We start from the raw sequence: 25,702 nt of genomic DNA, 5'->3' as shown, positions 1-25,702 counted from the left end.
CAGTACGGCTCGGCCCCGGGACAGGGCCGGTCGGATCCGCCGTCGCTTTCGTCGACGGCACCGGGCGTGTGCGCTCGCAGCCCGGTCAACACCCGCATCCCGCACGCACCCGGTGCGCCCTCCGGCGCACCCGGGCGTGTTTCCCGTCGTCACCCTCATTCCTGGAGTCCCGCGATGGCCACTCCCCTTTCCGACACCCCCCTGTCCCCGCTCCGGACCGTCGCCGTGGTCGGCCTCGGCACGATGGGCACCGGCATCGCCGAGGTCCTGGCCGGGGCCGGCCGCGACGTGATCGGCATCGACATCGGCGAGGCACAGACGGCCACGTGCCTCGCCGCCCTGGAGGCCTCGACCGCCCGTGCCGTGGAGCGAGGCCGGCTGACCGAGGGGCAGCGCGCGGATCTCCTGGCCCGCGTGACCACCTCCACCGACCTCACGGCCGCGGCCGACGCCGATCTGGTGATCGAGGTGGCGCCGGAGTCGTACGAGATCAAGCAGCAGATCCTCCGGGAACTCGACGGGATCGTGCGGCCGGAGACCATCCTGGCGACCGGGACCAACGCCCTGTCCGTCACCCGGCTCGCCGCCGATTCGGCCCGTCCCGAGCGGGTGCTGGGCATGCACTTCTTCAACCCGGCGCCGGCGATGAAGCTGGTCGAGATCGTGTCCTGCGTGCTGACCGCCCCCGCGGCCGTCACCGCGGTCACCGATCTCGCCCTGGACCTGGGCAAGGAGCCCGTCGCCGTCGGCGACCGGCCCGGATTCGTCGCCGACGGCCTGCTGTTCGGCTACCTCAACCAGGCCGCCGCGATGTACGAGGCCAACTACGCCTCCCGCGAGGACATCGACGCCGCGATGCGGCTGGGCTGCGGTCTGCCCATGGGCCCGCTGACGCTGCTCGACCTGATCGGCGTCGACACCGCGCGCACCGTCCTGGAGGCCATGTACGCCGAGTCCCGCGACCGGCTGCACGCCCCGGCCCCGATCCTCAAGCAGCTCAGTGAGGCAGGGCTGACGGGCCGCAAGGCGGGGCGTGGTTTCTACACCTACGAGGCGCCGGGCAGCGGCACGGTCGTGCGGGACGCGCTGACCCCACTGGAGGGCGGTTCCCCCGCCACCGGCCGTGCGGTGCGCTCGGTGGGTGTCGCGGGCTCCGGCACCATGGCCTCCGGGATCGCCGAGGTCTTCGCGAAGGCCGGCTACGAGGTGGTCCTGGCCGCCCGCAGCGAGGAGAAGGCACAGAGTGCCAAGGCCAGGATCGGGAAGTCCCTGGCGCGCTCCGTCGACAAGGGCCGGATGACCGCCGAGGCCGCCGCGCAGACCCTGGAGCGGGTCCGTCCCACGGGCACCTACGACGACTTCGCCGACGTGGACCTCGCGGTCGAGGCGGTCGCCGAGGACCTGGAGGTGAAGCGGCAGCTGTTCGCGGCGCTGGACAAGGTCTGCAAGCCGGGCGCGGTCCTCGCCACCACCACGTCCTCCCTGCCGGTCGTCGCCTGCGCCCGCGCCACCTCGCGCCCCCAGGACGTGATCGGCATGCACTTCTTCAACCCGGCCCCCGCCATGAAGCTGGTCGAGGTGGTGCGCACGGTGCTGACCGCGGACGACGTCCACGCCACCGTGCGCGAGGTCTGCGGCACGATCCGCAAGCACGCCGTGGACTGCGGCGACCGGGCCGGGTTCATCGTGAACGCGCTGCTGTTCCCGTACCTCAACAACGCGATCAAGATGGTGCAGGAGCACTACGCCTCCCTCGACGACATCGACGCCGCGATGAAGCTGGGCGGCGGCTACCCGATGGGGCCCTTCGAGCTGCTGGACGTCGTCGGGCTGGATGTCTCGCTCGCCATCGAGAAGGTGCTGCACCGCGAGTTCCGCGACCCGGGTCTCGCGCCGGCGCCGCTGCTGGAGCATCTGGTGGCCGCGGGCTGCCTCGGCCGCAAGACCGGCCGTGGCTTCCGCGAATATGCCAAGCGCTGAGCCGCGCCCCGGCGACTGGTTCACGAACGGCGCGGAGTGGGGCGGGCTGCTCGACCCCGACCGGTTCCCGCCACCGGCCCCCAGCGGCCCTCCCCCGCCCCCCGAGGGCGGGGGAGCCCCCGGTCCTGCGCGTCGAGCTGCGCACATGCAGTACGTTCAGGGCATGTCCCAGCCCGCCAAGTCCGCACGTACACCAGCCACGACCGAGCCGCCGGAAAGTGCCGCAGGCTCTCGCGCCGCCGCCCAGCGGCTCAAAATGCGCCGGGAACTGGCGGCCGCCGCGATGGAACTGTTCGCGACCAAGGGGTACGAGGCCACCACCGTCGACGAGATCGCGGCCGCCGCCGGGGTCGCCCGCCGCACGTTCTTCCGCCACTTCCGTTCCAAGGAGGAGGCGATCTTCCCCGACCACGACGACACCCTGGTCCGCGCCGAGGCGGTGCTCAACGCCGCCCCCGCGCACGAGCATCCGCTCGACACGGTGTGCCGTGGCATCAAGGAGGTCATGAGGATGTACGCGGCGCGGCCGGAGATCTCGGTCGCCCGCTACAAGCTGACGCGCGAGGTGCCCACCCTGCGCGAGGCGGAGATCGCGTCGGTGGCCCGCTACGAACGCCTCTTCACCCGCTATCTGCTCGGCCATTTCGACGAGCACGCGCACGACGACGACGCCAACGACGACCCGCTGCTGGCGGAGGTCGCCGCGTCCGCCGTGGTCACCGCCCACAACCACGTACTGCGGCGCTGGCTGCGGGCGGACGGCCAGGGCGATGTCGAGGCGCAGCTGGACCACGCCTTCGCGATCGTCCGCAAGACCTTCGGCAGCGGGATCATGGCGGGCCGGCGCACCGCTCCCCCGAGCCGGCCCGCGGCCTCGGTCTCCTCGCAGGGCGAGGTGCTGGTGACGGTCGCCCGCACCGACGCCCCGCTGGACGAGGTGATGCGGACCATCGAGCAGGCGCTCAAGGAGCGCTGAACGCAGGGCTCACCGCTGTGATGACGGCCACCCCACGGGGTGGCCGTTTTGCCATGTCAGAGGCCCTTTTCGCACGCCTTTCAGGACCCATTCGATCGATCATCGCTCATCTGATGGGTAAAGATTTCACCTGAGCTCAAGTTCTGACACTCAGTGCCTTGCGAGCTGACACGGCGTGCCATACGTTGAAGAGGTCCGGGCGATGTCCCGGCGGGCGCACCGCCCGCTTCGACCGGACGCCTGCGTCACAGGCACCCTCCCGCGCACACCAAGCGCTGCCGAAGCACCACCGCCGAACCGACGGCAAACCCTCGAACCCGAGCAGCACACCGACGTAACCCTCAGCGCCCCTCCCTCAGGGCGCTCATCGCCGGAGGCAACACCGTGACCGTCAAGGACATCCTGGCCGCGATCCAGTCGCCCGACTCCACGTCGGAGGACTTCGCCGCCCTTCCGCTCCCCGAGTCGTACCGCGCGATCACCGTGCACAAGGACGAGACGGAGATGTTCGCGGGCCTCGAGACCCGCGACAAGGACCCCCGCAAGTCGATCCACCTCGACGACGTGCCGCTGCCCGAACTCGGGCCGGGCGAGGCCCTGGTGGCCGTCATGGCCTCCTCGGTCAACTACAACTCGGTGTGGACCTCGATCTTCGAGCCGCTGTCCACCTTCGGGTTCCTCGAGCGCTACGGCCGCACCAGCGAGTTGGCCAAGCGCCACGACCTGCCGTACCACATCATCGGCTCCGACCTCGCGGGCGTCGTGCTGCGCACCGGCCCCGGCGTCAACTCCTGGAAGCCCGGTGACGAAGTCGTCGCCCACTGCCTGTCCGTCGAGCTGGAATCCAGCGACGGCCACAACGACACGATGCTCGACCCCGAGCAGCGCATCTGGGGCTTCGAGACCAACTTCGGCGGCCTCGCCGAGATCGCCCTGGTGAAGTCCAACCAGCTGATGCCGAAGCCGGACCACCTCAGCTGGGAGGAGGCCGCCGCCCCGGGCCTGGTCAACTCCACCGCCTACCGGCAGCTGGTGTCCCGCAACGGCGCCGGTATGAAGCAGGGCGACAACGTGCTCATCTGGGGCGCGAGCGGCGGACTCGGCTCCTACGCCACCCAGTTCGCCCTCGCCGGCGGCGCCAACCCGATCTGTGTCGTCTCCAGCGAGCAGAAGGCGGACATCTGCCGGTCGATGGGCGCCGAGGCGATCATCGACCGCAGCGCCGAGGGCTACAAGTTCTGGAAGGACGAGAACACCCAGGACCCCAAGGAGTGGAAGCGCTTCGGCAAGCGCATCCGCGAACTCACCGGCGGCGAGGACATCGACATCGTCTTCGAGCACCCCGGCCGCGAGACCTTCGGCGCCTCGGTCTTCGTCACCCGCAAGGGTGGCACCATCACCACCTGTGCCTCGACCTCGGGCTACATGCACCAGTACGACAACCGCTACCTGTGGATGTCGCTGAAGCGCATCATCGGCTCGCACTTCGCCAACTACCGCGAGGCCTGGGAGGCCAACCGGCTGATCGCGAAGGGCAGGATCCACCCGACGCTGTCGAAGGTGTACTCCCTGGAGGACACCGGCCAGGCCGCCCACGACGTGCACCGCAACGCGCACCAGGGCAAGGTCGGCGTGCTGTGCATGGCGCCCGAGGAAGGCCTCGGCGTGCGCGACCACGAGAAGCGCGCCAAGCACATCGACGCCATCAACCGCTTCCGGAACGTCTGAGGGCAGCTGGATGACAGAGCGTCAGACCCCGCCTGCGGCGCAGGGCGCGCCGGTGTCGAAAGAGACGAAGACAAGGGAGCGCAGCGACCGCGGGCTGAGGAACGTCGACACCGGCACGGAGCGCCCTGCGCCGCAGGCGCAGAAGGAAAGGGACCGTCCGTGGCTCATGCGGACGTACGCCGGTCACTCCACGGCCGAGGCGTCCAACGAGCTGTACCGGCGCAACCTCGCCAAGGGCCAGACCGGTCTGTCGGTCGCGTTCGACCTGCCGACCCAGACCGGGTACGACTCCGACCACATCCTCGCCCGCGGCGAGGTCGGCCGGGTCGGCGTGCCGATCGCGCACCTCGGCGACATGCGCCGGCTGTTCCAGGACATCCCCCTGGAGCGGATGAACACCTCGATGACGATCAACGCCACCGCCATGTGGCTGCTGGCGCTCTACCAGGTCGTCGCCGAGGAGCAGGGCGCGGACATCACCGAGCTCCAGGGGACGACCCAGAACGACATCGTGAAGGAGTACCTGTCCCGGGGGACGCACGTCTTCCCGCCGGGACCGTCGCTCCGCCTCACGACCGACATGATCGCGTACACGGTCTCCCACCTCCCCAAGTGGAACCCGATCAACATCTGCAGCTACCACCTCCAGGAGGCCGGGGCCACGCCGGTGCAGGAGATCGCGTACGCGATGTCCACCGCGATCGCCGTGCTGGACGCGGTGCGCGACAGCGGCCAGGTGCCGCAGGAGCGCATGGGTGACGTGGTCGGACGTATCTCCTTCTTCGTGAACGCGGGCGTCCGCTTCATCGAGGAGATGTGCAAGATGCGCGCGTTCGGCCGCATCTGGGACCGGGTCACCCGCGAGCGGTACGGCATCGAGAACCCCAAGCACCGCCGCTTCCGCTACGGCGTCCAGGTGAACTCCCTCGGCCTGACCGAGGCGCAGCCCGAGAACAACGTCCAGCGGATCGTGCTGGAGATGCTGGCCGTCACCCTCTCCAAGGACGCCCGCGCGCGTGCCGTCCAGCTGCCGGCCTGGAACGAGGCCCTGGGCCTCCCCCGCCCCTGGGACCAGCAGTGGTCCCTGCGCATCCAGCAGGTGCTGGCGTACGAGAGCGATCTGCTGGAGTACGACGACATCTTCGAGGGCTCGAAGGTGATCGAGGCGAAGGTGGAGCAGCTGGTCGCGGACTCGCTCGCGGAGATGGAGCGGATCCAGGAGATGGGCGGCGCGATGGCCGCCGTCGAGTCCGGCTACCTCAAGTCGCAGCTGGTCGCCTCGCACGCCGAACGCCGGGCCCGGATCGAGTCCGGCGAGGAGAAGATCATCGGTGTCAACGCCTTCGAGGGCACCGAGCCGAACCCGCTGACCGCCGACCTGGACACCGCGATCCAGACGGTCGACCCGGCGGTGGAGGCCCGCGTCATCGCCTCGCTCCGGCACTGGCGCGACACCCGCTACCAGCCGCCCTTCAACCACCCGCGCCCCTGCAAGGCGCTGGAGAAGCTGAAGGAGGCCGCGCGCGGCACCGACAACCTCATGGAGGCCACCCTGGAGTGCGCCCGCGCCGGCGTCACGACCGGCGAGTGGGCCGGGGCGCTGCGCGAGGTGTTCGGCGAGTTCCGGGCACCCACGGGCGTCTCCTCCGCCCCGGTGGCGGTCGCCGCCGAGGAGGGCTCGGCGCTGTCGGAGGTCCGCCGCAAGGTGGAGCTGACGGCCAAGGACCTGGGCGTGGGCAAGCTGCGCTTCCTGGTCGGCAAGCCGGGCCTGGACGGCCACTCCAACGGCGCCGAGCAGATCGCCGTGCGGGCGCGCGACGCCGGGTTCGAGGTGGTCTACCAGGGCATCCGGCTCACCCCGGAGCAGATCGTGGACGCCGCCCTCGCCGAGGACGTGCACGCGGTGGGCCTGTCCATCCTCTCCGGCTCGCACGCCCAACTGGTGCCGGACGTGCTCGAACGGCTCCGTGTGGCCGGTGCCACGGACATACCGGTGATCGCCGGTGGCATCATCCCGAACGGAGATGCCGAACAGCTGCGGGCCGCGGGCGTGGCCGCGGTCTTCACCCCGAAGGACTTCGACATCACCGGGATCATCGGACGCATCGTCGACGAGATCCGGAAAGCGAACAAGCTCGACCCCCTGGAGGTCCCCGCATGACCGTCAACCGTCTGCGTCCCCGCCGCTCCTGTCTCGCGGTGCCGGGAAGCAACCCGCGCTTCCTGGAGAAGGCGCAGGGCCTCCCGGCGGACCAGGTCTTCCTCGACCTGGAGGACGCGTGCGCGCCGCTCGCCAAGCCGGAGGCGCGCCACACCATCGTCAAGTTCCTCAACGAGGGCGACTGGACCGGCAAGACCCGCGTCGTGCGGGTCAACGACTGGACGACCGAGTGGACGTACCGGGACGTCGTGACGGTCGTCGAGGGCGCCGGCCAGAACCTCGACTGCATCATGCTGCCGAAGGTCCAGGACGCGCAGCAGATCGTCGCCCTGGACCTGCTGCTGACGCAGATCGAGAAGACGATGGGCTTCGAGGTCGGCCGCATCGGCATCGAGGCGCAGATCGAGAACGCGCAGGGCCTGAACAACGTCAACGAGATCGCGCAGGCCTCCCCGCGCGTCGAGACCATCATCTTCGGCCCGGCCGACTTCATGGCGTCCATCAACATGAAGTCGCTGGTCGTGGGCGAGCAGCCGCCCGGCTACCCGGCGGACGCCTACCACTACATCCTGATGAAGATCCTGATGGCCGCCCGCGCCAACAACCTCCAGGCGATCGACGGCCCCTACCTCCAGATCCGCAACGTCGACGGCTACCGCGAGGTCGCCCAGCGGGCCGCCGCGCTCGGCTTCGACGGCAAGTGGGTGCTGCACCCGGGCCAGGTCGAGGCGTCCAACGAGATCTTCTCGCCCTCGCAGGAGGACTACGACCACGCCGAGCTGATCCTGGACGCGTACGACTACTACACGTCCGAGGCGGGCGGCAAGAAGGGCTCCGCGATGCTCGGCGACGAGATGATCGACGAGGCCAGCCGCAAGATGGCCCTGGTCATCTCCGGCAAGGGCCGCGCCGCCGGTATGCGGCGCACGAGCAAGTTCGAGATCCCGGAGGCGTGACGGCGATGCAGTTCGGACGCACCTACGAGGAGTTCGAGGTCGGGGCGACGTACAAGCACTGGCCGGGCAAGACGGTCACCGAGTACGACGACCACCTGTTCTGTCTCCTCACCATGAACCACCACCCGCTCCACATGGACACGAACTACGCCGAGAAGACGACGGACTTCGGCAAGAACGTGGTGGTCGGGAACTACGTCTACTCCCTCCTGCTCGGCATGTCCGTCCCCGACATCTCCGGCAAGGCGATCGCCAACCTGGAGATCGAGTCGCTGAAGCACGTGGCGCCCACCTTCCACGGCGACACGATCTACGGCCAGACGACCGTGCTCGACAAGTGGCCGTCGAAGTCGAAGAACGACCGCGGCATCGTCCACGTCGAGACCAAGGGCTACAAGCAGGACGGAACCCTGGTCTGCGTGTTCCGCCGCAAGGTGATGGTGCCGACCGAGACGTACATCAAGGAGCGCGGCGGCGAGCAGCCGGGCCGTCCCGAACTGAAGCAGCAGGAGAAGTAGAGATGGCGCGCCTCGCCCAGACCGCCGGTCTGACGGACATCCAGCAGGAGATCCTCTCCACCGTCCGCGACTTCGTGGACAAGGAGATCATCCCGGTCGCGACCGAGCTGGAGCACCGCGACGAGTACCCGCAAGCGATCGTCGACGGCCTGAAGGAACTCGGCCTGTTCGGCCTGATGATTCCCGAGGAGTACGGGGGTCTGGGCGAGTCGCTCCTGACGTACGCGCTGTGCGTGGAGGAGATCGCCCGCGGCTGGATGTCGGTGTCCGGCATCATCAACACGCACTTCATCGTGGCGTACATGCTCAAGCAGCACGGCACGCAGGAGCAGAAGGACCACTTCCTGCCGAGGATGGCGGCCGGCGACATCCGCGGCGCCTTCTCGATGTCGGAGCCGGGCCTGGGCTCCGATGTGTCGGCGATCACGTCGAAGGCGGTGAAGGACGGCGAGGAGTACGTCCTGAACGGCCAGAAGATGTGGCTGACGAACGGCGGTACGTCGTCGCTGGTGGCCGTTCTGGTCCGGAGTGACGAGGGTCACCCTGAGGGCACCGCGCCGCACAAGTCGATGACGACCTTCCTGGTGGAGAAGGAGCCCGGGTTCGGCGAGGTCCGTCCCGGGCTGACCATCCCCGGCAAGATCGACAAGATGGGCTACAAGGGCGTCGACACGACCGAGCTCATCATGGACGGCCTGCGGATTCCCGCCGACCGGGTGCTCGGCGGTGTCACCGGCCGAGGTTTTTACCAAATGATGGACGGTGTCGAGGTCGGCCGCGTCAATGTGGCGGCGCGTGGCTGCGGCGTCGCTCAGCGTGCCTTCGAGCTCGGCGTCCAGTACGCCCAGCAGCGTCACACTTTCGGCAAGCCGATCGCCCAGCACCAGGCCATCCAGTTCAAGCTGGCGGAGATGGCTACCAAGGTGGAGGCCGCGCATGCGATGATGGTGAACGCGGCACGCAAAAAGGACTCGGGGGAACGAAACGACCTTGAAGCAGGGATGGCGAAGTACCTCGCCTCCGAATACTGCAAGGAGGTCGTGGAGGACGCCTTCCGGATCCACGGCGGCTACGGCTTCTCCAAGGAGTACGAGATCGAGCGTCTCTACCGTGAGGCGCCGATGCTGCTGATCGGTGAAGGCACCGCCGAGATCCAGAAAATGATCATCGGCCGCCGACTGCTCGAAGAGTATCGATTCCAGGGTTAGATGTCCGGATACGGGGTGTTTTCTTGGAGAAGAGGATCACACCCCGTATGCACTCTTCGGCCGTCGACTCGGCTGCCTGGCTTACCCAGTTGCGGCCCGGAGCCGCTACGATCGCCGGAAAGCCGCCGTCCCCCGCAAGTGCGCGGCATCATCCGCTACGAAGGTCATCCATGCCCCACAGCCAAACCTCTGCACACCGCGACAGCCTCGCCGGCGTACGCCTCGCGCGCGGAGCATCGCCGTGGCTTCTGCCGACCGTCGCCACCGCAGCCGTCAGCCTTCTGCGTGCCCGCCGCTCGGGTGCCGCGAAGGCCGTCGCCGTCCCCGCCACCGCCCTGGCGGCGGGGATGCTGTGGTTCTTCCGCGACCCCGAGCGCGAGATCGCCCAGGGCACGGTCATCTCGCCCGCCGACGGTGTGGTGCAGAGCATCATGCCGTGGAAGGACGGCCGCACCCGCGTCGCGATCTTCATGAGCCCGCTCAACGTCCACGTGAACCGCGCCCCGCTGGCCGGCACGGTGACGTCGGTCGAGCACATCCCCGGTGGCTTCGTTCCCGCCTTCAACAAGGAGAGCGAGAACAACGAGCGCGTGGTGTGGCACTTCGACACCGAGCTCGGCGACATCGAGATGATCCAGATCGCCGGCGCGGTCGCCCGCCGCATCGTCCCGTACGTGCCCCAGGGCACCAAGGTCGAGCAGGGCGAGCGCATCGGTCTGATCCGCTTCGGCTCGCGCGTCGACATCTACCTGCCCGAGGGCGTGGAGGTGGCCGTCGAGGTCGGTCAGAAGACCGTGGCTGGGGTGACTCGCATTGACCGTGGTTGATCCCGAGACACAGGCCGGCTGGGTGCCGGAGGCCGACGAGGCGGACGACGAGGAGGAGATGCCCCTCTCGCTCCGCCTGTCGATAGCGGACACCCTCACCCTGGGCAACGCCACCTGCGGCTTCATGGCGGTGTACTTCACCACCACCGGCATTCTGATCCCGCACCTCCAGGGCAGCCAGGAGACCGGCATGGCCCGCCACAGCGCGGCCACCGCCGTCATCCTGATGCTGTGCGCGGCGGTCTTCGACCTCTTCGACGGCCTGGTGGCGCGCAAGCTGCGGTCGTCGCCCATGGGCGCCGAGCTGGACAACCTCTCGGACCTGATCAGCTTCGGCCTGGCGCCGGCGTACTTCGTCCTGGTCTACGGCATGGTCGCGGACGACGCGCACCAGAGAGTGGCCGCGGTCGGGGCGATCGTGGTGCTGCTCGCGGTGGTGCTGAGGCTGGCGAGATTCTCCTGCGTCACGGTGAAGGACGGCACGTTCCAGGGCATGCCGTCGCCGTTCGGCGCGCTGACCGTCGTCTCGATCGTGCTCCTTGAGCTGCCGTTCGTGGCGACGCTGCTGGCGATTCTGGGGACGGCGTGGCTGATGGTGAGCCGGGTCGAGTACCCGAAGCCGCGGGGTCGGCTCGCGGTGGCGATGCTGTCGTGGATCGTGCTGTCGATGGGCCTGCTGGCCGCGTGGGCGTTCGACGCGCCGAGCGGGCAGCTGCTGCTCCAGACGGGCTGTGCGCTTCAGCTGGTGATGGGGGCGGTGATTCCGCTGTTCGCCACGGCTCGGCGGGTGAACAACTTCCGCGACAATCGGCGTGAGGCGCGGGCGGCGCAGTTGCCGTAACGCGCCGCGGTTTGATTTGGGCCCCGGACCCGGGTTGGGTTCGGGGCCCGTTTTTTCGCCCCCGCCGCCCCTTCCCGTCCCGACCCGGGGGCGCTGCCCCCGGACCCCCGCTCCTCAAACGCCGGAGGGGCTGAGTTTCAGCCCGTCCGGCGTTTGAGGACGAGGCCCGAAGGGCCGAGGGGGGTCTGGGGGCGCAGCCCCCAGGGACGGGAACGGGAAGGGGCGGCGGGGGCGAGAGAAAGCCTTGGCCTCAGGTCAGGAAATCCCGCGCGATGCGCTCAGCCGTGCGTTCCAGGATCGGCCCCGCATCGGCGATGCACTTCGAGACATCCGGCTCGAGGTCCGTCAGGGCGTACGCCCGCCGGATCCCCGCCCGCCCCAAAACCTCCGGCGGCAACGCCAACCGCCCGCACACCGCCACAACCTCCTTGCCCGCCGCCCGCGCCGCCGCGGCAACCCCCGCCGGCGCCTTCCCGTGCAGCGTCTGCTCGTCCAGCGACCCCTCCCCCGTGATCACGAGATCCGCCCGCTCCAGCGCCGGCGCGAAGCCCAGCACGTCCAGCATGACCTCGATACCGGGACGGAATCCGGCCCCCAGCAGCAGGGCGCCGTACCCGATGCCACCGGCCGCACCGGCGCCGGGAGACGCCGCGTACTCGGCGGCCTTCGGCCCCACCGCCCCCTCCAGCACCTTCGCGAAGTGCGCGAGCGCCGCGTCCAGCCGCTCCACGTCCTCCGGCGAGGCGCCCTTCTGCGGCCCGTACACCGCGGGCGCGCCCTTGGGTCCGGTCAGCGGATTGTCGACGTCACTCGCGAGCACGAACTCGACCGAGGACAGCCGCGGGTCCAGCCCGGACAGATCGGCGGACACCAGCTCGGCGAGCCCTCCGCCCCCCGGCGGAACCGGCTCACCCGAGGCCGTCAGGAACCGCGCGCCCAGCGCCGACAGCATGCCCGCACCGCCGTCCGTGGTGGCGCTCCCGCCCACCCCGAACACGATGCTCCGCGCGCCCGCGTCCAGCGCGGCCCGCAGCAGCTCACCGGAGCCGTACGTCGACGCCGTGAGCGGCGCGAAGACCCCGTCCGGCAGCCGCTGCAACCCGCTGGCCTCGGCCATCTCCACGACGGCGGTACCGTCGCGCAACGCGTAGGCCGCGGTCACCTCGTCCCCGAGCGGGCCGGTGACCCGTACCTCCCGGCGTTCGAACCCGGCCGCGACCGCCGCGGCCACGGTGCCGTCGCCGCCGTCGGCCACGGGCAGCGCCTCGACCGACAACTCCGGTACGACCCGGCGCAGCCCGGCCGTCACGCGCTCGGCGACCTCCACGGCCGTCAGCGACCCCTTGAACTTGTCCGCGGCGACCAGCACCCGCTGTGCCGACTGCGTCGTACGAGTGCCGCTCCGTGCAGCGTCCGCCACTTGCATTCCCCTTGTTCTCCGGGCCTCGCACGCATAGTCAAGGCCAGTCGCGCCGCTGTGACCCTAACCGGCGGGCACCGTCGCCGCCATGCCCCGCCCAGCCCGTGGAACGGCCCGGAATCGGGTAGACCGGTTGCATGACCGCCATGAGCGCTGTGGACACGGAGCGGGGACTCGCCGACCGCATCCTCGGAGGCTGGCTGGGCCGGATCGCCGGCAACATGCTCGGCAAACCGGTGGAACAGGGCGAGGTGTGGACGCGCGAACGCATCGACCGCTACCTGCGGCAGGCGGACGCCCTGCCGCTCACCGACTACCTCCCCGAGCCGCTGACCGAGAGCGAGGGCCTCGAGATGCGCCCGGAGTGGCGGGCCTGCGTCCGCGGCCGCGTCCACGGCAGCTGCCGCGACGACGACATCGACTACGCCGTCCTCGGCCTCCACCTGCTGGAGACCCACGGCTTCGACTTCACCACCGAGCAGGTCGGCGACCTGTGGCTGCTGCGGCTGCCGTACCTCCAGACCTTCACCGCGGAACGGGTGGCCTACCGCAATCTCGCGAACGGTCTCAAACCACCGCTCACGGCCACCTACGACAACCCGTACCAGGAGTGGATCGGCGCCCTGATCCGCGCCGACGTCCACGGCTGGACCTCGCCGGGCGCCCCGCGCCGTGCCGCCGCGCTGGCCCGCAAGGACGCGGTGCTGTCCCACACGGGCAACGGCGTGTACGGCGCGATGTGGGCGGCGGCGCTGGTCTCGGCGGCGTTCACCGCGCCCACGGTGCGGCACGCGGTGGACGAGGCGCTGACGGTGATCCCGGCGAGCAGCCGCCTAGCCCGTACCGTGCGCCGGGTGGCCTCCCTGCACGACACGGGGCTGACCTGGGAGGACACGCTCACCACGCTGGCGGAGGAGACGGCGGGCCTCGGCTGGATCCACACGGTCCCGAACGCGGCCGTCCTCACCGCCGGTCTGCTGTACGGCGACGGCGACTTCACCCGCACGATCGCCCTGACGGTGCGCGGCGGCCTGGACACCGACTCCAACGGCGCGACGGCGGGCTCGGTGGCCGGCGTCCTGTGCGGCGCCGCGGCCGTCCCGGGCCAGTGGAAGGACCCCCTCCAGGACACGGTGCGCAGTGCGGTCTTCGGCTTCGACGGGGTGCGGATCAGCGAACTGGCCGAGCGGACGCTGCGGCTGGCGCGGACGGATTCCTGAGGCGGACGCGCGGCCCTCGGACGTCGGTCGTAGGACCGACGGGGTAGGGCGTCCCTGCCTCCGGCCGGAGGCGGCGACCGGCATCGCGGCCTTAGCGTCGGAGCCATGAAGATCGGAATTCTCGGAACGGGAACGGTGGGCCGGACCCTGGCCACGGCCTGGTCCCGCGCGGGTCATGACGTCGTGCTGGGCTCACGGCGGGCCGGCGAGGCGGAGACACGGACGGAGCTGTCGGACGCGCTGGCCGCGGGGGTGACGGTCGCGGACCCGGCCTCGGCGCTGGACGCCGAGGTGGTGGTGAACGCGACGCCGGGCACCGCGTCCGTGTCCGCTCTCGCCTCGGCCGGAGCGGCCGCCCTGGCGGGGAAGGTGCTGCTGGACGTGGGGGTCGGCTTCGACGAGGAGGGCGGGCTGTCCCATCCGGGGGAGAGTCTGGGAGAGGAGATCCAGCGCACGTTCCCCGGCATCCGTGTCGTCAAGACGCTCGTCACCATGGACAGGGAGCTGATGGTCGCGCCGGACTCCCTGGAGGGCCCGAGCACGGTGTTCCTCTCGGGGGACGACGCCGACGCCAAGCAGACGGTCTCCGGGCTCCTGTCCGACCTGGGCTGGCCGCGGGACTCCCAGCTCGATCTCGGAGGCATCGCGACCGCCCGGGGCCAGGAGCACTACGCCCTGCTGTTCATGGGCATCGCCGAGGCCATCGGCTCGTACGGCTTCGGGATCCGGGTGGTGCCGCCGGCCGGGGCCTGACGGGTCCCCTGGGGCGCCGGGTGTTCTGCGCGCCCGGCGCTGGTGCGGGCCGGGGGTTGGTCGCGCTGCCCGGAGCTTACGGGGCACCTCCCAGGCCCTTAAGGCACTGGGGGAGGCACGACTGCCCGCGGATGGGTGCGCACCATATCCGCTCGCCGTGCCGGTGTGGGACGGCCTAGCCTCGGGGGATGAGTAAGCCTCTCGTCGTCCTTCTCAGTGGTGCCGGTGTCAGTACGGACTCCGGTATCCCGGACTACCGCGGGCCGAACGGACTGTGGCGCCGCGATCCGGAGGCCGAGAAGCTCGTGACGTACGACTTCTACATGAGCGATCCGGAGATCCGCCGCCGTTCCTGGCGGATGCGGCGCGACAACCGCGCGCTCGCCGCCGAGCCGAACGCCGCGCACCGGGCCGTGGCCGAGCTGGAGCGGTCCGGGGTGCCCGTGCGGGTGATCACGCAGAACGTGGACGGGCTGCACCAGCTGGCCGGGATGCCGGCCCGCAAGGTGCTCGAACTGCACGGCACGGCACGGAGCGTGGTGTGCACGAGGTGCCACGCGCGAAGCCCGATGGAGGACGCCCTCGCCCGTGTCGAGGCCGGTGAGGACGATCCGCCGTGCCGCGACTGCGGCGGCATCCTCAAGTCGGCGACGGTGATGTTCGGCGAGCGGCTCGACCCGATGGTGCTCGGCGAGGCGGTGGCGGTCAGCAAGGCGTGCACCGTCTTCGTCGCCGTCGGCACCAGCCTCCAGGTCCACCCCGCCGCCGGTCTCGCGGAGGTCGCAGCCGACCACGGCGCCCGCCTGATCATCGTCAACGCCGAGCCCACCCCGTACGACGATCTCGCGGACGAGGTGATCCGCGAACCGATCGGCACCTCGCTGCCCGCGTTGCTGCGCCGGATCGCAGCCAACAGGGCCTAGAAGAGGGCCGTTCCGCGTTCGAAGTCCAGGAGGCGCTGTTTGCGTTCCAGGCCGCCGCCGTAGCCGGTGAGGCTGCCGCTCGCGCCGATGACGCGGTGGCAGGGGACGATGATGCCGATGGGGTTGCGGCCGTTGGCGAGGCCGACCGCCCGGGAGGCCTTGGGGTTGCCGAGGTCGTCGGCGAGTTGGCCGTAGGTGCGGGTCTCGCCGTAGGGGATGCGGGTCAGCCGGTCCCAGACGCGGCGCTGGAACGGGGTGCCGTGCAGGCGCAGTTCGAGGGTGAACTCCTTCAACTCGCCCGCGAAGTACGCCGTCAGCTGTTCCTCCGCCTCGGCGAAGGGCGTGTCGTCGGGGGCGCCGAAGGTCTCCTCCGGTGGGCGGTGGCGCTGGTCGGTCATGTAGAGGCCGCACAGGACGCCGTCGTCGGCGACGAGGGTCAGCGGGCCGTAGGGGCTGTCGGTCACGGTGTGCTGCTTCATCTGCGGTGAATCCCTGTCGTCTCGCACCGGCTCACACCGGCAGGAAGTTGATGGGGTGGTCGTCCGTCGCCCACAGGTACTGGACGGCGTACGCCCGCCAGGGCCGCCAGCCGGCCGCGCGTGCGGTGAGGGCGGCCGGGGTGGACGGCAGGCCCAGTTCGCCGGCGGCGCGGCGGATGCCGAGGTCGGTGGGGAGGAAGGCGTCGGGGTCGCCCAGGGCGCGCATGGCGATGACGTCGGCGGTCCAGGGGCCGAAGCCGGGGAGGGCGAGGAGCCGGGCGCGGGTCTCGGGCCAGTCGCTGTCGGCGCCCAAGTGGAGTTCCCCGTCGGCGAGTCGGCTCACCAGGGTGGTGAAGGTGGTGCGGCGGGTGCGGGGCATCGCCAGGGTCTCGGGGTCGACTGCGGCCAGTGCCCCGGGCGACGGGAAGAGGTGGGTGAGGCCGCCCTCGGGGTCGTCGACCGGTGTGCCGTGCGCCGTGACCAGGCGGGCGGCGTGGGTGCGGGCGGCGGCCGTGGAGACCTGCTGGCCGAGGACGGCCCGTACGGCGAACTCCTCCTCGTCGACCGTGCGCGGCACCCGGCGGCCGGGCGCCTTGTCGACCAGCGGCGCGAGGACCGGGTCCGCGCGCAGCAGGTCGTCGACCGCGACCGGGTCGGCGTCCAGGTCGAGGAGGCGGCGGCAGCGGCTGATGGCGACGGAGAGGTCGCGCGGGTCGCTGAGGGTGAGGCGGCAGGCGATGTGGTCGGGCCGCGGGGTCAGCGCCACGATGCCGTGCCCGTACGGCAGCCGCAGCGTGCGCCGGTAGGCGCCGTCCCGCCACTCCTCCACGCCGGGGACGGCGGTCGCGGCGAGGTGGCCGAAGAGGTTGTCGGGGTTGAGCGGGGCACGGAACGGAAGGCGGAGGGAGAGCACTCCCGGGGTGCCGCCGGAGGCCGCCTTCGGCGCACGGCCGCGCAGGTCGCTCGGGGCGAGTGCGTAGACCTCGCGCACGGTGTCGTTGAAGGTGCGGACGGAGGAGAAGCCGGCCGCGAAGGCGATCTCCGCCATCGGCAGGTCCGTCGTCTCGACGAGCAGCCGCGCGGTCTGGGCGCGCTGCGCCCGGGCGAGCGCGAGGGGACCCGCGCCCAGCTCGGCGAGGAGCTGGCGTTCGACCTGCCGGGTGCTGTAGCCGAGCCGGGCGGCGAGACCGGGCACGCCCTCGCGGTCCACGACGCCGTCGGCGATCAGCCGCATGGCGCGGGCCACGAGGTCGGCGCGGTGGTTCCACTCCGGTGAGCCGGGGCTGGTGTCGGGGCGGCAGCGCTTGCACGCCCGGAACCCCGCCTGCTGGCAGGCCGCCGCGCTGGGGTGGAAGACCATGTTCTCGGGCTTGGGCGGGACCACCGGGCAGCTGGGCCGGCAGTAGATGCCGGTGGTGAGGACGGCGGTGAAGAACCAGCCGTCGAACCTCGCGTCCTTGGACCGCACGGCGCGCACGCAGCGCTCGGTGTCGTAGTGCATCCCCTTCTGCATGCCTCAAGGATCGGGCACGGCGGGCGCCCGGGTCTGGCGGGAATCCGACATCGACGTCACGTGTCCTGGGCCTGCCCGGATCGCCAGGCCGACTCGCGCAGCAGCCGCAGTCCGTTCAGGCCGACCAGCACGGTGGAGCCCTCGTGGCCGGCGACGCCGAGCGGGAGGGGGAGGTGGCCGATGAGGTCCCACAGGACGAGGGCGGTGATGGCGGTGCCCGCGATGACGAGGTTCTGCCGCACGAGCCGGCGGGCGGTGCGGGACAGCCGTACGACGGCCGGTACGGCGGCGAGCTCGTCGCGTACGACGACCGCGTCCGCCGTCTCCAGGGCCAGGTCGGAGCCCGCGCGGCCCATGGCGATTCCGGCGTGGGCGGCGGCGAGGGCGGGCGCGTCGTTGACGCCGTCGCCGACGAACAGCACCTTGCGGCCGGAGTCCTGGAGGTCCCGTACGGCGTTCACCTTGTCCTCGGGGAAGAGGCCGGCGCGGACGTCCGTGAGGCCGGTCGCCGTGGCGACGCGGGCGGCGGCCCGTGCGTTGTCACCGGTGAGGAGGACGGGCGGGGTGCCGGTCAGGGCCGTCAGCGCGGAGGCGGCGGCAGGGGCGCCGGGGCGGAGGCGGTCGGTGAGGGCGAGGGTGCCCACGGGGGTGCCGGCGCGGGTGACGCGGACGACGGTCCCGACCTGCTCCGCGCCCTCCGCCGGGTCCGCGCGGCCGACGGTCACCACGGCCCCGTTCACGGTGGCGGTGACGCCCTGACCGGGTGTGGCGGTGAAGTCGGTGGCGGGGGCGAGGGGCAGGTCGCGAGCCTGGGCGGCGGCCACCACGGCGCGGGCCAGCGGGTGCTCGCTGGGGTGCTCGGCGGAGGCGGCCAGGGCGAGGAGGGCGTCCTCGTCGAGGCCGGAGCCGGGCAGCGGGCGCACCTCGGTCACCTCGGGGGTGCCCTCGGTGAGGGTGCCGGTCTTGTCGAGGGCGGCGGCGTCGATCTCGCCGAGGCGTTCCATGGCGACGGCCGACTTGACCAGGACTCCGTGCCGGCCGGCGTTGGCGATGGCGGACAGCAGGGGCGGCATGGTGGCGAGGACGACCGCGCAGGGCGAGGCGACGATCATGAAGGTCATGGCCCGGAGCAGGGCGTCGGTGAGGTTCTCGCCGAACGCGAGCGGGATGCCGAACACCGCGAGGGTGGCGGCGACGACGCCGACGGCGTACCGCTGCTCGACCTTCTCGATGAAGAGCTGGGTCGGGGCCTTGGTGCGGGAGGCCTCCTCGACCAGGGCCACGATGCGGGCGATCACCGAGTCGCCCGGGTCCCGGCCGACCCGGACGCGCAGCGCGCCCGTGCCGTTGAGGGTGCCGGCGAAGACGTCGTCGCCGGGGCGTTTGACGACGGGCAGGGACTCGCCGGTGACGGTGGCCTGGTCGGCCTCGCTGACGCCGTCCAGGACGGTGCCGTCGGCGCCGATGCGCTCACCGGGGCGGACCAGCACGATGTCGCCGACGGCGAGTTCGGCGGTGGGCACGGTCTCCTCGCCGGTCCCGGTCACCCGGGTCGCCGTGGTGGGCGCGAGGTCGAGCAGGCCGCGTACGGAGTCGGCGGTGCGGGCGGTGGCCAGGGCCTCCAGTGCTCCGGAGGTGGCGAAGATGACGATGAGCAGGGCGCCGTCGAGGACCTGTCCGATCGCGGCGGCGCCCAGCGCGGCGACGATCATCAGCAGGTCGACGTCCAGGGTCTTCTCGCGCAGTGCGCGCAGCCCTTCGAGGGCCGGTTCCCAGCCGCCGCTCACATAGGCGACCGCGTACAGGCTTCCCCAGACCCAGGGCGGCGCACCGCCGAGGTCGGCGGCGAGTCCCACCAGGAACGCCACGAGCGAGGCGAGCGCCCACCGGGCTTCCGGGAGGGCGAGGACACGGGTGCGGCGGCGCCGGGCCGGGACGTCGAGGGACGGCCGGGGCGCGGGAGCGAGAGTCACGGACACCCGGCCACCATACAGGAACACTTGAAGACTCATTCATGCGTTCATATGTGATGGGTAAGATGTCGGCCATGGGTCATGGAGCCGTCATCCCGCAGGACGACGCGGAACGGGTGCGTCTGGACGAGGACAACGTCGCGAAGGTCGCCACCACGCTCCAGGCCCTGTCCACCCCCTCCCGGCTGCTGATCCTCGCCCGGCTGCGCGAAGGCCCGCTGCCCGCCACCGAGTTGGCGGCGGAGGTGGGCATGGAGCAGTCGGCCTGCTCGCACCAGCTGCGGCTGCTGCGCAATCTGGGCCTGGTGGTCGGCGAGCGCCGGGGCCGGTCCGTCGTGTACGCCCTGCACGACCACCATGTCGCCGAGCTGCTCGACCAGGCTGTCTTCCACGTGGAGCATCTGCGCCTGGGGATCAGCGACGCCGCCGAGTGAGACCCCGGCGGCGTCCCCGGATCACTCCCCCGCCGTGGGCCGGCGGGAGAGCGCCGTCGCCTCGGCCACGTCGGTGAGCGGGCGCAGGCGGTAGGTGTACGCGTAGTCGCGGTCGGCGAAGAGCTTGAACTCGTCGTGGGTGTGCGCGCCCCAGCTGTTGTCGCCGCCGACGCCCATCTGCCGGTGGTTGACCCGCAGGACCACGGCGTCCCTCGGGGTCAACTGGTAGTCGTGCCGGGCCCCGGCCGACAGGTCCTCGGGGGTGAAGTGGGAGGCGTTGACCTCCAGGAGCGGTTCGCCCGACACCAGCAGGCCGCGCCCGCCGCCGTCGGTCAGGGCGGCCCAGCGGACGTCGGTCTTGTTGCCGTTCTCCTGCGGCCGGATGTAGGGCGTCCACTGGCGGGCCACGGTCGACGTGTAACGGCCCACGTCGGTACCGGTGTTGCGGTCCCAGTGGTTCTCCTCGGGGCCGCGGCCGTAGTAGTGCAGCCGGTCCAGGCTGCGCGGCAGGAAGAGCAGCGTCCCGACCTCGGGGAGGTACGGCAGCTCGGCGGCGCCCGGGTGCAGGGTGTTGTCGACCTTGATCTCGCCGTTGCCGAAGACGGTGTACGTGGTGGTGTACGTGGACTCGACCGTGGTGGGCAGCGTGCCGCGCACCTCGATCCCGACGGCCCGGTCGCCCAGGGTCCGCACGGTGACGTCCGTGACCTTCCGGCGGGCGCCGGCGTCGCGCCAGGTCCGGTTGCGGGTGTGCTGGCCGTTGCCCTTGTCGTTGTCGGTGGGCGCCCGCCAGAAGTTGGGCACCGGGCCGGAGGTGATCAGCCGGGTGCCCTTCGCCTCGTACCCGGTGATGGTGCCCTCGCGCCGGTCGACGGTGACGGAGAAGTCCTCGCCGGTGACCCTGATCTCCCCGTCGCGGTCCTCGTGCCGCAGGGCGGGGACCCTCGACAGGGGTACGGGGGTCACGGCGGGGCTTCCGGCGTCGAGCGGGATCTGGTGCCGGGCCACCTCGAAGCCGGCCTCGGCCCACTTCGTGGACTCCTTGGTGGTGAACGAGAGCTGGAGGAAGAACTCCGCCCCCGGCTCCGGGTCCTCCGGCAGGCGTACGGGCACGGTGATGTCCTTCGCGGACAGCGGCCCCACGTCCAGCTGGTCCCGGCTCAGCCCTCCGCTTTCCACGACCTCGCCGTCGGCGACGAGCTCCCACCGGCCGTCGAACTCACGGAGGTCGGTGAACAGGTACTCGTTGGTGAGGGTGACCGCCCCGGGGTGGCCGCCGCCGGAGGCGGGCGCGGCGCCGATGGCCTGGTGGACGCGTTTGACCTCGGCGGCCTTGCCGGTGTGACGGCGGTCGGCGGTGACGATGCCGTCGGCGACGAAGGCGCCGTCGTTGGGGTTGTCGCCCCAGTCGCCGCCGTAGGCGAGGAACGTCATGTCCCCGGGCCGCTTCCTCTCGGCCTCGACGGTGGCGGCGTCGAACCAGAACCGCACGCCCTCGCCGCCGGGTCCCCGGTCGTCCGAGGCCAGTTCGGCGGCGGTGAGGGGGCGGGCGTAGACGCGGGCGCGGCGGACGGTGCCGCTGAACTCGCGGGTCTGGGAGTCGGCGTCGGTGGCGAGCGCGAGGGGCGCGGTGGTGCTGCCGGGGCGCCGGTCGGTGGTGCGGGTGGCTTTCACCGCACCGTCGACGTACAGGGTCAGGGTGCCGGCGTCGGCGTCGAAGACGCCCGCGATGTGGTGTTCGCGGCCGGTCCAGTCGTCCGGCAGTGCCCAGCTCGCGGTGATCCACTGGCCGCCGGAGTGGATGAAGAACTCCAGGTTCCCGTTGGTCTGCTTGAGCGCGTACTGGGTGTCGCCCTTGGCGAGGATGGGCTGGTGGTAGCCCGTGTACCGGGGTGTGACCCAGGCCTCCAGGGTCAGCGAACCGGTGAGGTCGAGGCTGTCGTGGCGGGCGAACACCGTGCCACCGCTGAGGCCCCTGTCCGGGTCCAAGGTGCCGCTGGGGGCGAGGATCTCGCCGCGCAGTCCGGCCGGCCCGGACTCGGTCAGCAGGGTGCGCGCCGGGACCGGCCAGTACAGGGACTGGTCGGCGAAGTCCCAGATCCAGCCGCCCTGGAGGACGTCGTGGCGGCGGACGACGTCCCAGTACTTCTTGAAGTTGCCATTGGAATTCCCCATCGCGTGGGAGTACTCGATCATGACGTACGGCCGGGTGTCGGCGGTGTCGCGGGCGCGCTGCTCGACGCGTGAGGGGCTCTCGTACATCTCCGAGCGGATGTCGCTGATGCCGGGCCGGTCGTCGCCCTCGTACTGGATGACGCGGGTGGGGTCGTAGGAGCGGATCCAGTCGTGCATGGCGTTGAAGGTGGTGCCGCCGCCGGCCTCGTTGCCGAGCGACCAGATGACCACGGAGGCGTGGTTCTTGTCGCGGTGGACCATGTTCTGGGCGCGGGCGACGCAGGCCGCCGTCCACTCGGGGTGGTCGCCGGGGTACTCGTCGCGGATGCCGTGCGTCTCGAGGTTCGTCTCGTCGACGAGGTAGAGGCCGTACTCGTCGGCGAGTTCGTACCACAGCGGGTTGTTCGGGTAGTGCGAGGTGCGGACGGAGTTCATGTTCATCCGCTTGATGAGGGTGATGTCCCGGACCATGTCCTCGCGGGTGAGGGCCGTACCGCGGCTCGGGTGCATCTCGTGGCGGTTGGTCCCGCGGAAGGAGACGGGCTTGCCGTTGATGCGCATCAGCCCGTCCCGGATCGCGAACTCGCGGAAGCCGACACGGTGGGAGAGCGTCTCGACCACCCGGCCGGCGGGGTCGCGGAGCCTGAGGACGGCCGTGTAGAGGTTCGGGTGCTCGGCCGACCACAGCCGGGGCCTCGGCACGGCCTTCGCGGCCCGTACGGTGACGTCCTCGCCGGCGCCGGCCGTGCCGAGGTCGGCGGTCTGCTCGAGCGGACGCGACCAGACGGCGTGTCCGCGCGCGTCGTACAGCTGGGTCTCGACGGTGTACCGGCCGCTCGCGTCGTCGCCGTACGCCCGCACGCTCGCGGTGACGGCCAGTTCGGCGGCGGTGTACGTGTCGTTCAGCGGGGTGTCGAGCTTGAAGTCGCGCAGGTGCACGGGCGGGGTGGAGTAGAGGTGGACCGAGCGGAAGATGCCGCTCAGCCGGATCATGTCCTGGTCCTCCAGCCAGTCGCCGTCGGCGTAGCGGTACACCTCGACGGCGATCTGGTTGGTGCCGGGCCTCAGGTGGTCGGTGATGTCGTACTCGGAGGGTGTGAAGGAGTCCTCGTCGTAGCCGACGAGTTGACCGTTGATCCACACGTAATGCGCGGACTTGACGCCCTCGAAGTGCAGGAAGGTGCGGCGGCCCCGCCAGTCGCGCGGGACGGTGAAGGTGCGCCGGTACTGGCCGACCGGGTTGTAGCGGGTCGGGGCGGCGGGCGGCCGGGGGTCCTCGCCGCGGCCGTTCGGGCCCCAGTACGGGTAGGTGATGTTCAGGTAGATGGGGAAGTCGTGGCCGTGCAGCTGCCAGACGGACGGGACGGGGATGGTGTCCCAGTCGCTGTCGTCGGTGTCGGTGCGGTGGAAGTCGGCGTCCCGGTCCTCGGGGCGGTCGGCGTAGGCGAACTTCCAGGTGCCGTCGAGGCTCTGCCGGTAGGGCGAGCGGGTGCGGTCGCCGGCGAGGGCCTGTCTCACGTCCGCGTAGGGCGTGAGGGTGGTGTGCGGCGGCTGGGTGCCGAGCCGGAAGACTCCGAAGTCGTTCCACTCCGGGGGCTCGTCGGCCGCCGCCCGCCGGCCGGCCGCGTGCGCGGCGACGGGTGAGGCGGACAGGGCGAGGGCGCCGAGCACGGCGGCGCCGGACTCCAGGAGTCGGCGGCGGCTGACGAGCGGCCGCCGGGGGTGGGCGGGCCGGTCGGCGGGAGACATGTGGGGGTGCGGCATGACCGTGGCCTTCCTCGGTGCGACAGAGTGCTGCGCGGACTGAGGGCACGTCGGATCCGCCTCGACGCAGAGCCGACGGGGGCGTTGCGGCAGGGGCGAATCACAACTGGCGGTGACGGAGCAACTACTGAGCCAGCCACACCCTAGAACTCGAACACAACCGAAGCAATGATCCCGTCGGTCTCTGTGCGGTCCTGATGGTTCTCCCGTTCCGGTCGGCTTCCTCGCGCACGCCTCTCGGATCCTGGCCTACTCGCGGGTAAAATGAGGGCAAAGGTGCCGGTTGTCGTATCCCGTCGGCCGGCACCGCGGTTCATGCCCTCGAAACCCGTACCGGTGAGAAGAGGCGCGTCATGGATCCATGGCTGATCTGGCTGATCGTCGCCGCCGTCCTGGCGGTGGCGGAGATCTTCACCCTCACCGCCGCGCTGGGCATGCTGAGCGTGGCCGCGCTGGTCACCTCGGGAGTCGCCGCGGCCGGGCTGCCGCTGGGGCTCCAGCTCCTGGTGTACGCCCTCGTCACCGCCGCCACGCTGCTGTTCGTGCGCCCCCTCGCCCTGCGCCACATGCTCCGGCCCCAGACCGCCCGGTTCGGCACGGACGCCCTGATCGGCAAGCCCGCCTACGTCGTCTCGGACGTCACGGGCACGGGCGGCAGGGTCCGTATCGACGGTGAGGAATGGACGGCCCGCAGCTACGACGAAACCCTGGTGATCTCATCCGGGACCACCGTCGACGTCATCGAGATCAGTGGCGCCACCGCGCTCGTCTACCCCCGGGACTGAAGCCATGGACATCACCGCCTCCGTCGTCGCCGGCCTGATCATCGCGCTGTTCGCGATCTTCACCGTCGTGCGTGCCGTCCGTATCGTGCCGCAGGCACGCGCGCGCAACGTCGAGCGGCTGGGCCGCTACCACCGGACGCTCACGCCCGGACTCAGCCTCGTCATCCCCTACATCGACCGGGTGCACCCGCTGATCGACCTGCGGGAACAGGTGGTCTCCTTCAAACCGCAGCCGGTCATCACCGAGGACAACCTGGTCGTCGAGATCGACACCGTGCTGTACTTCCAGGTCACCGACCCGCGTGCGGCCTTCTACGAGATCGCCAGTTTCCTCCAGGCCGTCGAGCAGCTCACCGTCACGACCCTGCGCAATGTCGTGGGGTCCATGGACCTGGAGAAGACCCTCACCTCCCGGGACACCATCAACAGCCAGCTCCGCGGGGTGCTGGACGAGGCCACCGGCAAGTGGGGACTCCGGGTCAACCGGGTGGAGATCAAGGCCATCGACCCTCCGCAGTCCATCAAGGAGGCGATGCAGAAGCAGATGCGGGCCGAGCGGGACAAGCGGGCGGCCATCCTGGGGGCCGAAGGGCAGCGGCAGTCGCAGATCCTCACCGCCGAAGGCGACAAGCAGGCGGCCGTCCTGCGCGCGGAGGGCAACCGCACCGCCGCGATCCTCGAGGCCGAGGGCCAGTCGCGGGCCATCGACGAGGTGTTCCAGGCCGTGCACCGCAACGACCCCGACCCCAAGCTCCTCGCCTACCAGTACCTCCAGGCGCTTCCCCAGCTCGCGCAGGGCTCGGGCAACAACTTCTGGGTGATCCCCAGCGAGATCACGTCCGCGCTCCAGGGCGTGTCCAGGGCGTTCACCGAAGTGCTGCCCCCGTCGCCGGCCACCCGTGAGAAGCCGTCGGCCGACGACAGCACCACCCGGGCCGCCGACGACACCGCGCAGGCGGCGCAGGCCGCGGCGGAGGCCCTGGCGGACGCCGCCGAAGCCGACACCTCCTCCCCCGGAGGCCTCCGGCGCCGCCGTCTCGCGGAGGGCGAGGACGGTGGGGACTGAGG

20 protein-coding genes are annotated in these 25,702 nt (G+C 71.1%); 15 read left to right on the top strand and 5 right to left on the bottom strand.

Annotated features, from left to right (window positions below):
• Positions 1-174: 174 nt before the first annotated feature.
• The 9 genes from ACZ470_RS08660 to pssA all read left to right on the top strand — a co-directional run bounded on the left by ACZ470_RS08660 (position 175) and on the right by pssA (position 11,195).
• Complete coding sequence (locus ACZ470_RS08660; RefSeq protein WP_468425700.1) at positions 175-1,980, top strand: 3-hydroxyacyl-CoA dehydrogenase family protein; 1,806 nt, start codon at positions 175-177, stop codon at positions 1,978-1,980.
• Between the two features lie 163 nt (positions 1,981-2,143).
• The gene (locus ACZ470_RS08655) at positions 2,144-2,956 is read left to right on the top strand and encodes a TetR family transcriptional regulator (protein WP_468425698.1); all 813 of its coding nucleotides are present in this window, start codon (positions 2,144-2,146) and stop codon (positions 2,954-2,956) included.
• A gap of 384 nt (positions 2,957-3,340) precedes the next feature.
• The gene (gene ccrA, locus ACZ470_RS08650; protein ID WP_468425696.1) at positions 3,341-4,684 is read left to right on the top strand and encodes a crotonyl-CoA carboxylase/reductase; all 1,344 of its coding nucleotides are present in this window, start codon (positions 3,341-3,343) and stop codon (positions 4,682-4,684) included.
• A gap of 10 nt (positions 4,685-4,694) precedes the next feature.
• Positions 4,695-6,845, top strand: a complete 2,151-nt coding sequence (locus tag ACZ470_RS08645; protein ID WP_468425695.1) for a protein meaA — start codon at positions 4,695-4,697, stop codon at positions 6,843-6,845.
• Entirely contained in the window at positions 6,842-7,801 is a 960-nt protein-coding gene (locus ACZ470_RS08640) for an HpcH/HpaI aldolase/citrate lyase family protein (RefSeq protein ID WP_468425694.1), read from the top strand. The genes ACZ470_RS08645 and ACZ470_RS08640 overlap by 4 nt, the downstream gene beginning before the upstream one ends.
• Positions 7,802-7,806: 5 nt before the next feature.
• On the top strand, positions 7,807-8,319 hold the full coding sequence (locus ACZ470_RS08635) for a MaoC family dehydratase (RefSeq protein WP_468426291.1): 513 nt from the start codon (positions 7,807-7,809) through the stop codon (positions 8,317-8,319).
• A 2-nt stretch (positions 8,320-8,321) separates the two neighbouring features.
• Positions 8,322-9,527, top strand: coding sequence for an acyl-CoA dehydrogenase family protein (locus tag ACZ470_RS08630; protein ID WP_468425692.1), 1,206 nt, complete (start codon positions 8,322-8,324; stop codon positions 9,525-9,527).
• A gap of 170 nt (positions 9,528-9,697) precedes the next feature.
• Positions 9,698-10,354 (top strand): phosphatidylserine decarboxylase, encoded by a 657-nt coding sequence (locus tag ACZ470_RS08625; RefSeq protein ID WP_468425690.1) that lies wholly within the window; start codon positions 9,698-9,700, stop codon positions 10,352-10,354.
• A 22-nt stretch (positions 10,355-10,376) separates the two neighbouring features.
• Complete coding sequence (pssA, locus tag ACZ470_RS08620; protein ID WP_189559904.1) at positions 10,377-11,195, top strand: CDP-diacylglycerol--serine O-phosphatidyltransferase; 819 nt, start codon at positions 10,377-10,379, stop codon at positions 11,193-11,195.
• A 250-nt stretch (positions 11,196-11,445) separates the two neighbouring features.
• Here the strand turns inward: pssA and ACZ470_RS08615 are convergent, their stop codons facing one another.
• The gene (locus ACZ470_RS08615; RefSeq protein WP_468425688.1) at positions 11,446-12,621 is read right to left on the bottom strand and encodes a glycerate kinase; all 1,176 of its coding nucleotides are present in this window, start codon (positions 12,619-12,621) and stop codon (positions 11,446-11,448) included.
• Positions 12,622-12,761: 140 nt separating this feature from the next.
• Here ACZ470_RS08615 and ACZ470_RS08610 point away from each other — a divergent pair, with 140 nt between their 5' ends.
• The 3 genes from ACZ470_RS08610 to ACZ470_RS08600 all read left to right on the top strand — a co-directional run bounded on the left by ACZ470_RS08610 (position 12,762) and on the right by ACZ470_RS08600 (position 15,511).
• Positions 12,762-13,835: an ADP-ribosylglycohydrolase family protein gene (locus ACZ470_RS08610; RefSeq protein ID WP_468425686.1), complete on the top strand. Its 1,074-nt coding sequence runs from the start codon at positions 12,762-12,764 to the stop codon at positions 13,833-13,835.
• A gap of 105 nt (positions 13,836-13,940) precedes the next feature.
• Positions 13,941-14,588, top strand: coding sequence for an NADPH-dependent F420 reductase (locus ACZ470_RS08605; RefSeq protein WP_468425684.1), 648 nt, complete (start codon positions 13,941-13,943; stop codon positions 14,586-14,588).
• A 188-nt stretch (positions 14,589-14,776) separates the two neighbouring features.
• Entirely contained in the window at positions 14,777-15,511 is a 735-nt protein-coding gene (locus tag ACZ470_RS08600; protein ID WP_468425682.1) for an SIR2 family NAD-dependent protein deacylase, read from the top strand.
• Here ACZ470_RS08600 and ACZ470_RS08595 read toward each other — a convergent pair.
• From ACZ470_RS08595 to ACZ470_RS08585, 3 genes are all read right to left on the bottom strand, one after another.
• The gene (locus tag ACZ470_RS08595; protein ID WP_468425681.1) at positions 15,508-15,990 is read right to left on the bottom strand and encodes a methylated-DNA--[protein]-cysteine S-methyltransferase; all 483 of its coding nucleotides are present in this window, start codon (positions 15,988-15,990) and stop codon (positions 15,508-15,510) included. The two genes, ACZ470_RS08600 and ACZ470_RS08595, sit on opposite strands and share 4 nt — an antisense overlap.
• A gap of 31 nt (positions 15,991-16,021) precedes the next feature.
• The gene (locus ACZ470_RS08590; RefSeq protein ID WP_468426289.1) at positions 16,022-17,491 is read right to left on the bottom strand and encodes an AlkA N-terminal domain-containing protein; all 1,470 of its coding nucleotides are present in this window, start codon (positions 17,489-17,491) and stop codon (positions 16,022-16,024) included.
• Positions 17,492-17,559: 68 nt separating this feature from the next.
• Complete coding sequence (locus tag ACZ470_RS08585; protein ID WP_468425680.1) at positions 17,560-19,515, bottom strand: heavy metal translocating P-type ATPase; 1,956 nt, start codon at positions 19,513-19,515, stop codon at positions 17,560-17,562.
• Between the two features lie 35 nt (positions 19,516-19,550).
• On the opposite strand from ACZ470_RS08585, the gene ACZ470_RS08580 reads away from it, so the two are divergent.
• Positions 19,551-19,910, top strand: coding sequence for an ArsR/SmtB family transcription factor (locus ACZ470_RS08580; protein WP_468425678.1), 360 nt, complete (start codon positions 19,551-19,553; stop codon positions 19,908-19,910).
• A 21-nt stretch (positions 19,911-19,931) separates the two neighbouring features.
• Here ACZ470_RS08580 and ACZ470_RS08575 read toward each other — a convergent pair whose 3' ends face one another.
• On the bottom strand, positions 19,932-23,849 hold the full coding sequence (locus ACZ470_RS08575) for a glycoside hydrolase family 2 TIM barrel-domain containing protein (RefSeq protein WP_468425676.1): 3,918 nt from the start codon (positions 23,847-23,849) through the stop codon (positions 19,932-19,934).
• A 353-nt stretch (positions 23,850-24,202) separates the two neighbouring features.
• Here ACZ470_RS08575 and ACZ470_RS08570 point away from each other — a divergent pair, with 353 nt between their 5' ends.
• Positions 24,203-24,634 carry an NfeD family protein gene (locus ACZ470_RS08570; RefSeq protein ID WP_468425674.1) on the top strand — a complete coding sequence of 144 codons (432 nt, stop codon included), beginning with the start codon at positions 24,203-24,205 and terminating at the stop codon, positions 24,632-24,634.
• Positions 24,635-24,638: 4 nt separating this feature from the next.
• Positions 24,639-25,700 carry an SPFH domain-containing protein gene (locus ACZ470_RS08565; RefSeq protein WP_468425672.1) on the top strand — a complete coding sequence of 354 codons (1,062 nt, stop codon included), beginning with the start codon at positions 24,639-24,641 and terminating at the stop codon, positions 25,698-25,700.
• Positions 25,701-25,702 lie beyond the last annotated feature (2 nt).

The sequence above is a fragment of the Streptomyces sp. NPDC031111 genome, from assembly GCF_055570675.1.
The sequence above is the reverse complement of the archived record's forward strand: the minus strand, read 5'-3'. Positions and strand labels throughout refer to the sequence as shown.